The organism is Halomonas sp. AOP43-D1-4, assembly GCF_052446175.1.
Classification (GTDB): Bacteria; Pseudomonadota; Gammaproteobacteria; order Pseudomonadales; family Halomonadaceae; genus Vreelandella; species Vreelandella citrativorans.
In genome coordinates this window covers 102,073-116,710 of the sequence record NZ_JBQSVY010000009.1, presented here as the reverse complement: position 1 = coordinate 116,710, position 14,638 = coordinate 102,073, and the positions used below count along the sequence as shown (strand labels likewise).

Annotated in this window: 15 protein-coding genes; 9 read left to right on the top strand and 6 right to left on the bottom strand. The window is 53.8% G+C overall.

Features of this window, described 5'->3' with window-relative positions; genetic code table 11:
• The first annotated feature begins 39 nt into the window (after positions 1-39).
• Positions 40-465 (top strand): GNAT family N-acetyltransferase, encoded by a 426-nt coding sequence (locus ACT3RQ_RS11520; protein ID WP_444680529.1) that lies wholly within the window; start codon positions 40-42, stop codon positions 463-465.
• Positions 466-495: 30 nt separating this feature from the next.
• Here the strand turns inward: ACT3RQ_RS11520 and ACT3RQ_RS11515 are convergent, their stop codons facing one another.
• Positions 496-1,422, bottom strand: coding sequence for a DMT family transporter (locus ACT3RQ_RS11515; protein WP_444680528.1), 927 nt, complete (start codon positions 1,420-1,422; stop codon positions 496-498).
• 100 nt (positions 1,423-1,522) lie between these two features.
• Between ACT3RQ_RS11515 and ACT3RQ_RS11510 the strand changes: the two genes are divergently transcribed.
• The 6 genes from ACT3RQ_RS11510 (at position 1,523) to ACT3RQ_RS11485 (ending at position 5,830) form a co-directional block, all read left to right on the top strand.
• Positions 1,523-2,020 carry a MarR family winged helix-turn-helix transcriptional regulator gene (locus tag ACT3RQ_RS11510; protein ID WP_444680527.1) on the top strand — a complete coding sequence of 166 codons (498 nt, stop codon included), beginning with the start codon at positions 1,523-1,525 and terminating at the stop codon, positions 2,018-2,020.
• 157 nt (positions 2,021-2,177) lie between these two features.
• Positions 2,178-2,636 carry a GNAT family N-acetyltransferase gene (locus ACT3RQ_RS11505; protein WP_444680526.1) on the top strand — a complete coding sequence of 153 codons (459 nt, stop codon included), beginning with the start codon at positions 2,178-2,180 and terminating at the stop codon, positions 2,634-2,636.
• Positions 2,637-2,642: 6 nt separating this feature from the next.
• Positions 2,643-3,371 carry a 5,6-dimethylbenzimidazole synthase gene (bluB, locus tag ACT3RQ_RS11500; RefSeq protein WP_444680525.1) on the top strand — a complete coding sequence of 243 codons (729 nt, stop codon included), beginning with the start codon at positions 2,643-2,645 and terminating at the stop codon, positions 3,369-3,371.
• A 92-nt stretch (positions 3,372-3,463) separates the two neighbouring features.
• The gene (locus tag ACT3RQ_RS11495; RefSeq protein ID WP_444621846.1) at positions 3,464-3,937 is read left to right on the top strand and encodes a GNAT family N-acetyltransferase; all 474 of its coding nucleotides are present in this window, start codon (positions 3,464-3,466) and stop codon (positions 3,935-3,937) included.
• 170 nt (positions 3,938-4,107) lie between these two features.
• Positions 4,108-4,335, top strand: coding sequence for a hypothetical protein (locus ACT3RQ_RS11490; RefSeq protein WP_192527844.1), 228 nt, complete (start codon positions 4,108-4,110; stop codon positions 4,333-4,335).
• The gene (locus tag ACT3RQ_RS11485) at positions 4,328-5,830 is read left to right on the top strand and encodes a sodium:solute symporter family protein (protein ID WP_444680524.1); all 1,503 of its coding nucleotides are present in this window, start codon (positions 4,328-4,330) and stop codon (positions 5,828-5,830) included. Before ACT3RQ_RS11490 ends, ACT3RQ_RS11485 begins: the two co-directional genes overlap by 8 nt.
• 76 nt (positions 5,831-5,906) lie before the next feature.
• Here ACT3RQ_RS11485 and ACT3RQ_RS11480 read toward each other — a convergent pair whose 3' ends face one another.
• Both ACT3RQ_RS11480 and ACT3RQ_RS11475 read right to left on the bottom strand, forming a co-directional pair.
• Entirely contained in the window at positions 5,907-6,968 is a 1,062-nt protein-coding gene (locus ACT3RQ_RS11480) for an SPFH domain-containing protein (RefSeq protein ID WP_441678918.1), read from the bottom strand.
• 2 nt (positions 6,969-6,970) lie between these two features.
• Positions 6,971-7,465, bottom strand: a complete 495-nt coding sequence (locus ACT3RQ_RS11475) for a nodulation efficiency, NfeD-like protein (RefSeq protein WP_441678920.1) — start codon at positions 7,463-7,465, stop codon at positions 6,971-6,973.
• A 160-nt stretch (positions 7,466-7,625) separates the two neighbouring features.
• Between ACT3RQ_RS11475 and ACT3RQ_RS11470 the strand changes: the two genes are divergently transcribed.
• Positions 7,626-8,339 carry a trimeric intracellular cation channel family protein gene (locus ACT3RQ_RS11470; RefSeq protein ID WP_172117241.1) on the top strand — a complete coding sequence of 238 codons (714 nt, stop codon included), beginning with the start codon at positions 7,626-7,628 and terminating at the stop codon, positions 8,337-8,339.
• Here ACT3RQ_RS11470 and ACT3RQ_RS11465 read toward each other — a convergent pair.
• Positions 8,336-11,290 (bottom strand): hypothetical protein, encoded by a 2,955-nt coding sequence (locus ACT3RQ_RS11465; RefSeq protein ID WP_444680523.1) that lies wholly within the window; start codon positions 11,288-11,290, stop codon positions 8,336-8,338. The genes ACT3RQ_RS11470 and ACT3RQ_RS11465 overlap by 4 nt on opposite strands.
• A gap of 108 nt (positions 11,291-11,398) precedes the next feature.
• On the opposite strand from ACT3RQ_RS11465, the gene ACT3RQ_RS11460 reads away from it, so the two are divergent.
• Entirely contained in the window at positions 11,399-12,106 is a 708-nt protein-coding gene (locus tag ACT3RQ_RS11460) for a DUF3581 family protein (protein WP_172117239.1), read from the top strand.
• Positions 12,107-12,234: 128 nt separating this feature from the next.
• Here the strand turns inward: ACT3RQ_RS11460 and ACT3RQ_RS11455 are convergent, their stop codons facing one another.
• Entirely contained in the window at positions 12,235-13,974 is a 1,740-nt protein-coding gene (locus ACT3RQ_RS11455) for a potassium/proton antiporter (RefSeq protein WP_444639612.1), read from the bottom strand.
• 111 nt (positions 13,975-14,085) lie between these two features.
• Complete coding sequence (locus tag ACT3RQ_RS11450) at positions 14,086-14,472, bottom strand: hypothetical protein (RefSeq protein WP_444680522.1); 387 nt, start codon at positions 14,470-14,472, stop codon at positions 14,086-14,088.
• Positions 14,473-14,638 lie beyond the last annotated feature (166 nt).

Sequence of the window (14,638 nt, the reverse complement as noted above, 5' to 3'; positions counted from 1 at the left end):
CATTCGCAATAGGTGCCGATAGGAGCGCCAGGAGTAAATATGACGCCACTGATTGTGCCGACTAACGATAAGGATTTTGCAGAGCAACTGATCCGCCAGAATATGTCCGGCTACTATGAGCAGTTGGATATGCACTGGGACAGCGCTTTGTTTGAAAGTGAGTGGCGCACCCTGGAAAGCTATCAGTTGGTCATTAACACGCACCCGGTGGGCCTACTGTGTATCAACCAGGCTACCGAGGCTTGCTATATTCGCGAGCTGCAAATCGCGCCGCAGTGGCAGTGTCAGGGTTTTGGTACGGCAGCCATCCATCATATGGTACACAGGGCGCGGCAATCGAGTATCGATACGCTGCGCCTTCGGGTGTTCTGCATTAATCCTGCCGTCGCGCTCTACGAACGCATAGGCTTTCACATTCGTAAAACGGAAGGCAATACTCACTACATGGAACGGCGTATTGTTTAAGTGATGCCTGCCAGATATGCCTTTGTTTATTTAGGAAATTTGCTTGGCTTTGCCGACATTAAGTAGGGCGATACCGGCGCCTATCAGTAGGGCGCCGGGCAATAAGCCCTCGGGGGCGGCTTCGCCCTGTAGCACTATCGCCACTGGTACGCCAACCACGGCACCGACGGAACCCAACAGGCTGAGAAGCACTGGCCCGCCGGTTTTTTGAAGCAGAAATAGCAGTAAAAACTGGCCTGCAAATACCATTGATTGAAGGGCAATTAGTAGAAGTGGTAGACGTTGCCCGCTTGGAATACCAAGCGAAAAACCAGGCAGCAGGCCGACGCTGAACAGAAGAGCCGCCGCGGCGATTAACATTCCGGGAGCAAGGGCATCGCCTGAGACACCCGCTGGCCAGCGCAGTGTCCGATAAAGATTGCCGATAGCCAGTAGTACCGGCCCCGCCAACGCTAGAAAAATCCAGGCATAGTCGGCATCAGGCGCGGAAAGCTTGTGAGCCGCTAGGGTGATGGCGCCAGCAAGCGCAGACATAACGCCCATCGCACGCATCATCTGAAAGCGTTCCAGCCTTACTATCAGCGCGCCGACATAGGTGAGCAGCGGCGGCAACGTAATCACCAAGGCGACAAAGCCAGCGCCGATATGTGGAATAGCCGAGAAGAAAATCAGGTTAGAACCCGCAACGCCCACAAGGGCCGAAACAAGGTAGTACTCAAGTGTGCGGCCCGTGACAGGTGGCAAATTGCTGCGCAGCGCTGCCACCACCAACAGAATCAAGGCCGCGCCAGTAATCGACCAAAATAGAAAGGCGAGTGGCGACAGCTGCACATCACCGGCCAGTTTGGCCACATTGGTCGAAAGTCCTAGCAGCGCGCCACCTGCCACAAGATAGATAAATGCGGCAAGTCGCTTCTGTTTGGGAAGTGCCCCTGATCTTGCCTTGGATGGTTGCATAGAGTGGCTCTTGTGGTTGCTCTGTAAAATGATTCTCAAAATATCTTGATATCAAGATATATGGTTTTTTATCTTGACGTCAAGCTAAAAGGCGGTAAGCATGAACGCCATGGATCATGTCGATAAAATACTCACACAGTGGCAGCAACAGCGCCCCGACCTGAACGTGGCCCCAATGGGCACGCTGGGCCGACTCAAACGACTGAATCAGAGCTTGATGCGGCGCATGGAGCAGACGTGGGCGGTGTATGGCCTTAACGACTCAAGCTTTGATGTACTGGCCACGCTGCGCCGTGAAGGCCCGCCTTACGCGCTTTCTCCCAGCGACTTAATGGCCTCCACCATGGTGACGTCCGGCACTATGACGCACCGCCTTCAGCAGCTGGAAAAAGCGGGATTGATTGAGCGTGTCAAAAACCCCGCCGACGGACGAGGCTTTCTGATTTCGCTATCTGAGAAAGGGTTTGTGCTAATCGATGAGGCCATTGTTGCCCACGTAGAGACCCAAGCAGAGCTGGTTAGTGGTTTGAGCGACGAGCAGAGGGCGCAGCTTGATGCGCTACTTAAGCAGTTTTTGAACAGTGTTGAGAAGCAGTGAGGCGTGAACGTGGGCATTCTGTGAGATATCTTTGTCGCAGGCTGTGTTGGCTGCAGAGGTTTAGTGACTATTTGGCGAGATGGCCGTATGTCGGACCATGTATAATCGGCGTTTTATACTGTTTGAAGTCTTAATGCCCGATGGAGATTGCACCGCGATGTCTTTACGTTTTAGCTGGTCGAGACTGGACGAATTAAGCACGCACGATTTTTATAACATCGTAAAGGCACGTGAAGCGGTGTTTGTGGTGGAACAGCGGTGTGCCTATCAGGAAATTGATGAGCTGGACCCGCTTGCCTGGCATCTTTCCGCCACGGTTGATGGTCAGCTCGCGGCGTATATCCGAGTAGTGGGGCCGGGTGATAAATTCGCCGAGCCCTCCATTGGCCGAGTGATGACACTCAAGGCTTTCCGGGGCCATCAATATGGCCGGGCGCTTATGAGCGAGGCGATTCGTTTTACCGAGCAAACCTATCCTGGTCTGGGCATTAAGATCGGCGCACAAGTCTATTTGAACGTTTTCTATGAGTCGTTTGGGTTCAAGCGAATCAGTGAGCCTTACGATGAAGATGGCATACCGCATATTGATATGGTCAAACCCGCCTCCCACGCATAAACGATCATGGAACAGGAGTTTAATCCCGTGACCGCTTCAGATGCCTGCTTTTCAGAGAGTGAACGCCACGGGCTTTATCGTGCCATTTATGAGCGTCGTGATGTGCGCTCGCTGTTTCTTCCTGACCCGATTCCCGCTGACGTGCTGGCGCGACTATTGCAGGCTGCCCACCATGCGCCTTCGGTAGGGTTCATGCAGCCCTGGGATTTTATGGTCATTGAAGGTGACGAGGTCAGGGCGTCTATCCTTGCGTTATTTGAGCAGGAAAACCAGAAAGCCGCTGAGCGTTTTGAGGGGGAGCGTAATGATCTTTACCGTAGCCTAAAGCTTCAAGGGATTGTCGAAAGCCCGCTGAATCTATGCATCACCTGCGACCGCAGCCGAGGTGGACCACACGTGCTAGGCCGCAACAGCATTGTCGAAACTGACTTGTTCAGCACGTGCCTGGCGGTACAAAACCTGTGGTTGGCCGCGCGGGCCGAAGGGGTTGGCGTTGGCTGGGTAAGTATTATTGATCAGGCTCAGTTAAGTGACACCTTGAACCTGCCTGATCACGTATATCCCGTGGCCTATCTATGCCTTGGCTATGTCAGCGAGTTTCTGGATCAGCCGGAGCTTGAAGCCAAAGGCTGGCGCTCCAGGCTACCGTTAAGTGAGTTGGTACACGGCGATAGTTGGGGGCAACCGCTTGAGAATGGTCCTCTTGATGCGCTGCTGCGCGATTCGTCACGCTAATCGCCGCAGGTGCGCGCTTTTGCATGATGGTGCGAGGCGGGCTACAGGGTTGCCGTGACGGTGTTAATTTCAGCAAAATAAGGTAAATAGTGATGCGGGACACCACTATCCAGCGACTTAGCGCAGATAGTCCTCATCTTCCCATCGTAGTGCGCTGGACGTTTGCAGCGTGGGGGAATTTATACCCAGGGCTAACGCTAGAAGAAGCCATTGATGACACGATGTCTGAGTGCGGTATCTCAGGTGTACCCTCCGTATTTATTGCTTTGCAAGACGACGTACCTGTCGGCACTGCCTGCTTAATTGACGATGATATGAGCATTCGGCGCGAATTAACGCCGTGGCTGGCCTCTGTTTTCGTAGCGCCTGAGTGGCGCGGGCAGGGTGTTGCTTCCGCGCTGGTGCAACGCGTGGAGGCAGAAGTGCGCAATAGCGGTATTCACCAATGTTATCTCTATACCCCTGACCAGCAGTCGCTTTATCAGCGGCTAGGTTGGCAAGCGATAGAAACGCTTGAATACCGAGGCGAAACCGTGACGCTCATGCGACGCCTCTTAACGGAGTAAAGACGTTGATGACGCAGTGGACGCGGAGTGTACTACTTCGGTACCGTCGCACGCTGCCGCTTTGGAATACCTAGCGACAAGCCGTTGATCGGCCGACGATTTGCCGATCACACAACATGAAAATAGGTAGGCCAGTGGTACGACGGCTAACAAAATTTTAGGGAATCACCATGCGGCGTTTACTGGTACTGCCCACCTCGCGTGCGGGTTGGGGTTTATTAATTGCGTTTTTAACACTCATCGCTATGGGAACGTGGCCGATGATTGGTTGGGTAAACCGGGCAACGTTAGTGCTAGGCCTGCCCCTGATGGTGGTATGGAGCTATCTGGTTATTTTTTCTTGCGTGGTGGTCATGCTGATAGGCAACCGTATCGTAGAGCGAGATAACCATGAATAGCCTCTGGCCTCTGCTGATTACGCTTATCTATGTGGCCATTGCCATGATGATTGGCTTACGCGCCCGCGGTGGGCAGGCCACCCGTGCCAATATGAACAGCCTGGAAGAGTGGGGGGTTGCTGGGCGTAGCATGGGGCCGGTCACGCTGTATCTGCTGATTGCCGCAGGGAGCGTCAGTGCTTATACCTTTATGGGCGCACCGGGCTGGGCTTATTCGAAAGGGGTAGCGGTCTTTTACGTCGCTATCTATTTGGCATATCTGGCCCTGATCGCCTGGTACTTTGGCCCCAAAGTATGGCAGTTTGGCGCTGAGTTTGGCCACGTTACTCAGGCAAGCGCGATTGCTGACCGTTATCAAAGCCCTACCTTGGGGGCGCTGGCATCGCTGGTAATGGCGGTTGGCTCAATTGCTTATGCGGTGCTTCAAACGGTTGGTTCGGCCTATATTCTGTTTGTGATGAGCGGCGGGATCATTCCTGTCTGGTTAGGCGTTGTGTTGGTACTTGCCTCTATTGCTGTCTATTTGTACGCCAGTGGTCAGCGGGCGATTGGGCGTACCAACGCCTTTCAGGGCGTATTAATGTTGGTCGTTGCCTGGGCTGTAGGCTTGTGGGCAGTGCATAGCGCCACCGGCGGTTTAAGTTTTGCAGCGGTATTTGAGCGTATTCAGGCTGAGCATGTAGCGTTTTTAACCCTACCAGGGGCTGGCGGGGATATGAGTTTTAGCTTCTGGACCACCTCGATTATTGTCTCGATGTTCTCGTTTATGCCCCCGGTATGGACCCAGTGGATGAGTGCGTCTTCCGCACGCACTATCCGGCGCAGCGCTACCTGGCTGCCAACGTACTATGTGGTGATTTTACCCATGGTGATTGTGGGCTTTATCGGTATTTACTCGCTACCTGACCTGGCCCGAGCAGACACGGTGGCCCTTGAATATGCCATGCAGCATTTGCCCGTTGTGCTGGTCGGGCTACTGGGGGCGGGTACCCTGGCGGCTTCCATGTCATCAAGTGAGCCGTTTATTCATTCGGTGTCGCTGTCATTAAGTAAGGATGTACTGCAACCGCTGTTAAAGCTTTCAAATGCTACTACTGGCCGACTTGCCAGGCTTATGATCTTACCCATCATGGCCTTGGTGATTGCACCGCTCGCGATTGCTGAACCGGGCAGTCTGGTGATGATTTTGCTGGTAGGGCTGGGATTTGCCTCGCAAGTGTTGCCTGCTTTTGTTGGCATGTTCTTCTGGCCGCGCGCGTCACGTTTGGGCGTTATGGCGGGTATTGTGGCAGGATTTTTGGTTACCGTGGCGTTTACTACGCTATGGCCACACCCGTTGGGCATCCACGCGGGGTTCTGGGGGCTAATCATCAACTTGCCGATATTTGTGGGGGTGTCGTTAGTGACTCCGGCCACACAAGCGGATGTCGTGGAGCGTTTTTTTCGCATTGCGGCGCCGCGTGGTTTAACCCGTCTTGGGAGCGTGAGTCGTTAGGGCCGATTTATCATAAGTGTTTGTAACAGTTGGAAAACCGGGTAATAGCGTTACCCGGTTTTCTTGAGCGAGCGTGTCAGCTTCCGCTAATACCTCCGCCTACCACGCCGCTGCGAAAGCTGTTGGATGGGTTAGTACTGCCGGTGCGGTGTTGTAGATGTTCTCCTACCGCATCCTCAGGTGAGCCTGCCAGTTCGCGGAACATGCCCATGGAACCCAGCAGAGCAGAAGATTCATAAGGCACAAAAACGCGCTCGCCGTCTTTTGCCATGTTGGGCAAACCCTTGATATAGCTCTGGCCGAGTAAATAACCCACCACGGTGCGTTTGTTTTCCTCGCTGTCGCCAATGGCATTCAATACCAGTTTGATGGACTCCTGCTCGCCCTGGGCGCGCAGAATGGCCGATTCCTTATCGCCTTGGGCGTTAAGAATGGACGATTCACGCTGGCCCTGAGCCATGGCGATAGCGGCCGATTTTTCACCTTCGGCTTCGGTAACGGTGGCGCGGCGTTTACGCTCGGCAGCCATTTGTAGGCGCATGGCCGTTTCTACTTCTTCAGGCATGGCAATGTCCTGTACCTCGACGCGAGATATTTTGACCCCCCATTTGGATGCAGGCTCTTCCATGGCAGCCTGAATCTCATTGTTCACTTCCGCGCGGGATTCAAATAGTTTATCCAGCTCCATTTTACCGACCACCGAGCGTAGCGTGGTTTTCGCCAGAACCTCGACGGCCTGGCTCATGTTGACGACTTCGTAAACCGCGCGCTTAGGATCAATAATTTGATAATAAAGCGCGCCATTGATACGAACCGTTACGTTATCGGTGGTCACGACCGGCTGGCCGGGGAAATCCATCACCGTTTCACGGCGGTCAATGCGAATCTCATCCGTGGTAATTGCCTGGTACTCTTCGCCCATTTTGCGATAGCGCAGCATGGTGATCGCGCGGGGCTGCTCAATAAAGGGAACGATGATATTGATGCCACTTTCGAGCACACGATTAAATGAGCCGAGGCGCTCAACTACCATTACTTCCGACTGACGTACAATCACCAGCCCTTTGGAAATAATCACAATGCCGATAACGACAATAATCAGGCTTATTAATAAACCGGGGCTAATAGGTAAATCCATTATTAAGGCTCCTTGCGTAGGGTGGTATCGTCTTGCAAAGGGTTAGGGGCTGACGAGGGGAGGGCAACCAGCGCTGTGGTGCCTTCAAAGCGCTGAAAGATAACGGACGTATCGGGTGGAAGTTCTGTGGCACCTGTGTCCATAACGCGCAAGCGGTAAAAGTCGCCGTTAATTTTGATACCGGTCGCATCGTCATAATCGCGGCGCAACGTATGGTAATGATTGCCTTTTTCGACCCCAGTGCCGGTGGTGCCGTAGGCAACGCCGCGAGGAGAAAAGCGCGGACGAATCACCATCACACCCAAGGGAACTAATAGGCCAGAAAAAATGCCCATGCTCAGCAATTGCCAAGGTAGAGAGAGCCCAAGGGCAGTGACCGCCGCGGTAAGCGCGGCAGCAATACCCAGTGCCAGTAGTACCATTGCACCAGAGGTTAACTCCCCTAAACTGAGAAGTAGCGCCAGTACTAACCATGTATAAGCAGGGTTCCAATCCATAGCACCTCCTTTTAAAAAGTTCTCACAAGCGTACCCTAAGCCACGGCGTTAAGTCGGGTTAATTAGCGAATGAGCAAGCGATAGGCGAAAAACGCATTAGTGGTATTCTGCCTGCTTTAAGAAACCGCTTTAAAAAACATAGCGCACAAAGGGGAATCACGTGACGGGTGTGGTGTATTGGTTGGACATGATGGGTGTGATTGTTTTTGCGCTATCGGGCGTTATCCTTGCGTGTCGGTCAAAAATGGACCCGTTTGGCATGCTGGTGTTGGCCGCTGTGACCGGTATTGGTGGCGGTACACTGCGTGATTTAGTGCTGGGCTTGCGGCCTGTCTTTTGGGTCGCTGATCCCACTTACTTATGGGTTATCCTGGCAACGGTGGGCATTTCGCTGGTGGGGTTCCACTATATTCATCGCTTGTCGCGAAGGTTTTTGCCGATTGCGGATGCCTTTGGCCTTGCCTTGTTTACGGTCATCGGCACCCATAAAGCGCTGTTGCTGGGAACCTCCGGTGTAGTGGCGGTATTGATGGGCATGATGACCGGTGTCGCCGGCGGAATGATCCGCGACATGCTGGCTCAGCGCGTACCGATGGTGCTGCGCGAAGAGATCTACGCTACCGCTGCCATGGCTGGCGGCACTGTATATGTCGCGCTGAACACCTTGAATACGCCGCTGAGCGTTAGTATCGCCATGGCCTTGGCGATTACGCTGGGGCTGCGGTTAGCCGCGATTCGCTGGCACTTGGCATTGCCGGTGTTTGCTTGGGTCACTTTGCCGCCCAAAGAGACGGGTTCAGCAGCGCCGCTTTCGACGCCGGCTAAAGCCAGAGAGCGGGTCAGGATGATTCGGCGCCAGCGCAAAAAGCGCTAATCAGGACGAGGGTAACGAACCGCTTGCCGCCAGCGGTCAAACCACCGCTTGGGTTGCAGTACGTGTAACCTGGGTTCGCTGTTAACAAGCTCCACGCCTATGCCAAGTGCGCCAAGGCGGGCATAGAGCGCGCCATTGGTGCTCTGCTCTTCAAGCGTGACATCGGAAAGCAGCAGTAGAGGGCCGCCGGTGAGTACCAGGTTGCTCAGTTGGATACGTTCGCCATTAAGCGCAAGTTCAGCGGTGCCATTAACATTGTGCACGTTGAGTAGCCTGCCGAGCCAGTCGCTTTCTCGGGCACGGGCTAAAAACAACCTGGCGACCAAGCCGGTGTCGCGCATGGCCAGACGCAGCTGTGTGGACAGGCGAATGGGGTCATCCCAGGTAAGCTGTGCGTCATCCATGGAGAGCTGCACCCACCAGCCTGCGTCCTGAGCGCCTTGCTCGCTTATGCGGAACACATTTTCCAAGCGCAGAAATGAGTCATTAGCCGTAAAACGCCGTGCCTGTAAATCACCTTCAGTAAGTTGTAAGTAGAGTTCGATATCGCCACGTAGCCGCTGATCAAGAAGGGCGAGGTCGGCGCCAAACGCACGTAGGGTCATGTTGCCTTGGGCGCTCATCCCCTCCAAGAGCCACTCGCTGCCCAGGCTTGCCTGACCGCCAAGCAGGCGAAGGCCTGCATCTGCAGGCAAGTAGCGGTTATAGCGAGTAAAGTCCGGCACTTCGGTAATCGGCAAGTCTATTCGGGTAACAAAGTATTCTGCTTCTGGCGATATGAATACTTTGCTGAGCTGGTCTGTCTGGGTGGTTAAGGCAAAGTGACGCCCCTCTACATGAGGTTGGTCATCACCGTTACGCTGTAGCGAAAAGCGCGGAATACCCAGCGAAAGTTGTGCCTGTTCGGGGCTGTCGATTTGCGCGGTTAGCTCGCCGCGCCCGCTGGCCTGGTAGTCTAAAAAGGTGACTTCAAGCTGGTTGGCATCGATACGCAGCCGAGTAGGTGCCAACAGGCGCTTACCGCTAAAAGAGCCTTGGGCGAGCAGTTGCCCATTGCCAGACAACGAAACGCCGTGATCTGTGGGTAAAAAGGCGTTCAGAAAACTCAAGCGCTGCACGCTGCCCTCTAGCTGAAACTGCCCACTGGGAATCTCGCCACGCCGTTGAAAGCGGCCTTCGCGAATCACCAAGATACTTTCCAGGCGCTCTTCGGGCTGTGTGTCATCAGCGACCTGCCAGCGTAAACGGCTACCACTGATATCAACGCTTGTGCCATCGGTAGCGGCCTCGCGTAGTTGCAGTGAAAGCTGCATATCGCTAGTGAGCAGGGTGCTTTGCTCATCACGCTGCCAGCGGGTAGTGAGCGAATCGCCGGTTAAGGTAAGCGCTCCGCTAAGCTGTTCAGGGGTAATATGGAGCGTTCCATTACTTTGCGCTTGGCCGCTGACCAGGCTAAACGGAGCCGGGTCCGGCAGGTAGGTGGCAATATACGGTTGCAGGGCGCTAATACTGGCCATGCGGGCGTCCTGCCAGTGAAGTGTCGCGGTGGCGTGGCTGCGGGCTAATACGGGTTCGATAGGACTTTGTGCTACCAAGTCAAGTGTCGCGTCGTTAAGCAGTGTTTGGTCAGCGTGGGAAAGTGTTGCCTGGGAGAAACCAAGTGTCGCGTCCACCATCGAGGCGTCCTTTAGCTCAGCGTTAAGTATGCCTTGCCCTTGAGCGGTCATATCCAGTGCGTTGACCGCGATTGCGTCTGCCTCGACCCGCAAATGGGCGCTATGGGCGTGAGTGTCGCGAACGCTAACCCTAGCCTCTAAACGGCCATTGCCGGATAAGCGAATGCCCTGACCCTCCAGCGTATTGGCGAGGTAGCGGTCCATCATGTCCAGCCGGGTAATGGTGCCTTCAAGCGCCAGCTCAGCATCCGTGGGTGGAGTTAGTTGGTCCAGGCGCTGGTTGGCCATATCGCTTTTAAGGCTTAAGGCGGTATTTACCGCATAGGGCTGTGTATCTGCCAGCGTGACATCCTGCAGGCGAGTCTCAAAATCAATGTGGTGATCGGCTACGCGTAGCTGGACGCTTCCTCTACCGGTTGCTGTGTGGCGCGGGGGTGGTGCATCTGCCTCTCTCCAGGTCGTTGGTTGATCGTGCTCTAAAAGCGTTCGCTCATCCAGCGTTAAACGTAATTCAGGTGCCTTCAAAGTAAGCAGGCTACCTGGTTTAAGTGTGCCTGAGGCAAGTTCAATATGGCCCTCCAGTACGCCGCGGCCGTCCAGGAAAAGCCACGGAATGGCCTCCAGGTAGGGCATGAATACATTCCAGGCATCTGCCTGCGCCTTAATATCAAGTGTTGCGGAAAGTGCCGCTAGCAGTTCAGGGTTAAGTGCACCCGTGGCCGGGTCCGTGGGCGTGATCTCATCAAGCGTTGCAGTGGCTTCAAGGGTTATGGCGTTAACCAGTGTGGCGTGGTCACTTGGGCGTATCAGGCGGCCTTCTGTGATTGCCAGGTTCACATGGGGTATGGCCAGGTTTTCACGGCTAAGGGTTGTATCAGCCACTTCTAGCGTGCCCTGCGCTTCAAGGGCGATATCACCCACCGTTAAGCGGCGAATTCCTTCGGCCTCTAATGCCTTGATATGTAACTCGCCACGCAGTAGCGACCATAACGAGAGTGTGAGCGTGGCATGCTCGGCCTCAATTGCCATCGGTAGCGCATCGTCTTCACGGGCAAGATAAAGGTTGTCTACTTCCCAGCGTCCAGGGTGGCGGCTAGTTCCTTGGCTCCAGCGAACCTCAATACCTTCAAACTGAGAAATTCTTTCCGGTAACCACTGACTATTCAGCAACCAGTAGCTGCCCACCAGCCAAACCGTTATGATAAACAGGCTACTGATCAAGGTAGCCAATACAACGCGGGATAAGCGCTTTTTAGTAATGTTCGTGTTTGACATACTCGCTTCCTGGCAGGTGACTCCTGTTGGCGCGCGTTTTATGGCATTATGCGCGACGCTGGATAGTTATGGGTTTTCGATTTCAACGCTAGGCAGGCAGCAAACGCCATGTTCAAGGATTTTTACGCGCAACACGGAGAGTATGTAGTGGTCTCCGCCGAGCAGGCCAGCCGTTTCGCTAAAGGCGTGGCAGGTGATTACAACCCGATCCATAATCCGGGTGCGCGACGTTTCTGCGTGCCTGGTGACCTGTTGTTTACGCTAATACTGGTAAAGTTCGGGCTGTCGCGGCAAATGGAATTTCGCTTCACCAATATGGTAAGTGCTGATACGCCACTGCTCTTTAGTGAAGCAGAAAATGGCGAGCTTCACGTAAGTGATGAGAGTGGAAAATGTTATTTACAGGTGGTTCGTGATGGCGAGACGACCCACGATAGCGCTGCTATTGAAGCCTTTGCTCGCTGCTATGTGGCGTTCTCAGGCAAAAATTTCCCGCATTATTTAAAGCCGCTAATGGAAAAGCATGGGGTAATGTTTAACCCTAAACGCCCTTTGGTTATCTACGATAGCATGGGTTTTTCATTAGAGCGTTTGGATGGGTTTACACCAGGCCTCGCCTTAACGCGCTCATCGCTGGATGTGCAGGGGAAGCGAGCAGACGCATTGCTTGAGTTTTCCATTGAATCGAAGGGCGCTGCAATCGGTGTCGGCTCTAAAAAGCTGGTGGTCAGTGGCCTTTGTCATTATGACGCCGCTGAAATGGCCGCCATTGTTGATGAGTTTTACCGGCTTAAAGCCGCCTACGAAGCTGCCTGAGTTGTTTCTGCAGGGCTAGTCCAGCAAGAACTGGTTCTGAAATGCGATTCTTGCAGGACATTTTTGCAGCACGTTGAGGTATTTCTAAAGGCCACCCGTTAATAGCGGGTGGCCTTTACGTATGGGTGTCAGGCGGGGTGTTGCTCTACAGTGAGTTCTGGCTGACTGATGGCCAAACCTACCGTGGTAATGCGCCCATCAAGTACGCCTTGAACGGAGAGGGTCACGTTTTCCAACGTTATTGAGTCACCTATGCGCGGTTCGTCCGTCAATCGCTCACGCAGAAGCGCGTCTAATGTGCAGTGCATATCACGGTCTAGCGTAATGCCATAGGAGTTAAATACTTCGTCAACGTTGGTGTTGCCTTTCAGATGCAATATTTGATTGGGGAGTTGGTAGTTGTCGACCGTGGCTCCCTCCGCAAAAATACAGTCAACAAACGGCAGAACCTGTGAACGCAGCACGACAAACAAGTGATCGCCTGGCTGTAATTGAGTGGACCCGCGCGGTGGGATAACGTCTTTGCCACGGGTGATCATGGCCACCACTGTGCCGTCAGGCAGTGCGAGTTGCGATAAACGGCGGTTGGCTGCACGAGTAAAATCGCCTAGCCGATACTCCACAATGTCGGCGTCAACATCCTCCAATGAAGTAATCTCCAGGCTGGCGGCAGGCACAACAGGCGGTGGTTCGGTAAGTTTCAGTTTACGCGCCAAGTAAGGCAGCGTAGTGCCTTGAATCGTGGCAGAAATTAATACCACGAAGAACACCACGTTGAAGATAAGTTCAGCGCCTTCCAGGCCGAAAATCAGTGGGAAAATAGCCAAAATAATGGGCACTGATCCACGCAGGCCTACCCAAGCAACCAGCCCGGTTTCGCGGTTCGTAAAACCGAACATTTTAAGAATGGGAGTGACGGCGAGTGGGCGAGCCACCAAGGTTAATATAGCCGCGATCATCAGGCCTTCCAGCCATACATCCAGTAGGGAAACAGGATTAATCAGCAGCCCAAGCACCACGAACATGACGATCTGACTCATCCACGCTAATCCGTCATGAAACAAAAATGTGCTGCGCTGAAAGGCAATCGGGCGATTGCCGATCATGACGCCTGCAATAAAAATCGCCAGGAAACCACTGCCTCCAAGGTTCGCAGCAACGCCAAAGGCGAAGAGCCCACATGCCGCAACCAGAACGGGATAAAGGCCCGATGTGACCAGATGAATACGGTTAATAAGTTGAACGGCTGCCCAGCCGACCAGCAAGCCGACGGCGCCACCTACCCCGATTTGCAGGATAAAGAGTTTTAACAGGCCCACTCCAAGGGGCATATCGTTAACCAGTACTTCAAGTAATCCAATGGTTAAGAAAATCGCCATCGGGTCGTTGGATGCGCTTTCAATTTCAAGCGTAGACTTGAGTCGTTGATTAATATGGATGCCAGCATTACGCAGTAATGAGAAAACCGCAGCGGCGTCGGTGGAGCCGACGATGGCGCCGAGTAATAAACCATCCAACAAGGGGAGCTTTAGAATATAAGCAGCAGCAACCCCGGTAATCATTGAGGTGATCAAAACGCCGAGCGTGGCCAATAGCGAGGCTGGCTTCCACACCAGGCGGATTGAGGCGAGGGGCGTTTGTAAGCCGCCATCGAACAGAATCATTGCCAGTGCCAACGTGCCTAGCGCGTGTGCCAAACCAGGGTTATTAAAGTCGATACCGCCAATGCCTGCTTCCCCCGCAAGCATACCGGTTCCTAAAAACAGTACGAGTACCGGCATACCCAAGCGAGCTGACAGCTTGCTTGAAATAATGCCGACCAGTAGCAGGATGGCTGCTAGTAAAATAAGTTGGTCCACCAGAAACATACGCACGATTCCTGAAATAACTTGATATGGCCAGACCTTTTAATAATAAATGCCTGGTGTCATGTCCGTGGCAAAGAGGCGTTACGCGCCTCTGTTAACCGTCGTTATTTGTTAAGCGTAGGGTGGTGCTCTGCAGGGAGGAAGGCCACCTGGTAAGCCTGGGGTCGATGAGCCAAGGGTATTCAATACGCAGTGATAAACGGCAGGCGCAATACCAGGCCATCTTTCATGGGCGGGCAGAGCCACCCCGGTATCATTTTGAATTACTACCGGGTTTTGGCGTCGCTTGTCATGGCCCAGACTAAGGCGATTAAGTGGGTTAGCCAGCACGTTCAGCGGCTTGGCGTGGTCTTCCAGGGTTGAGTGATGAACTGGCTCAGCAGCCCGCGGCATCGCCTCGTGAGGAGCGGCGCACCACAGCAATAGCGCCAAGCTCCAGAGGCCCACTTGGCCGAGCCGGAGAGACGTCATAGCGGTGGGCATGTATTGCTGAGGCAAAGAGACATCTCCTGGGTGCGCCGTATTATCATCCCTTATTGGGAGGGGAGGTCAAGCGGTTAAACATGCGTTTGCACTGTCTTTGGCGTCTTGTCATCGCTAATCGGGATTGTCACTAACCGCTAGTTGACGTTTACGTTAACTTGCTGATATACCCTATTCTTGG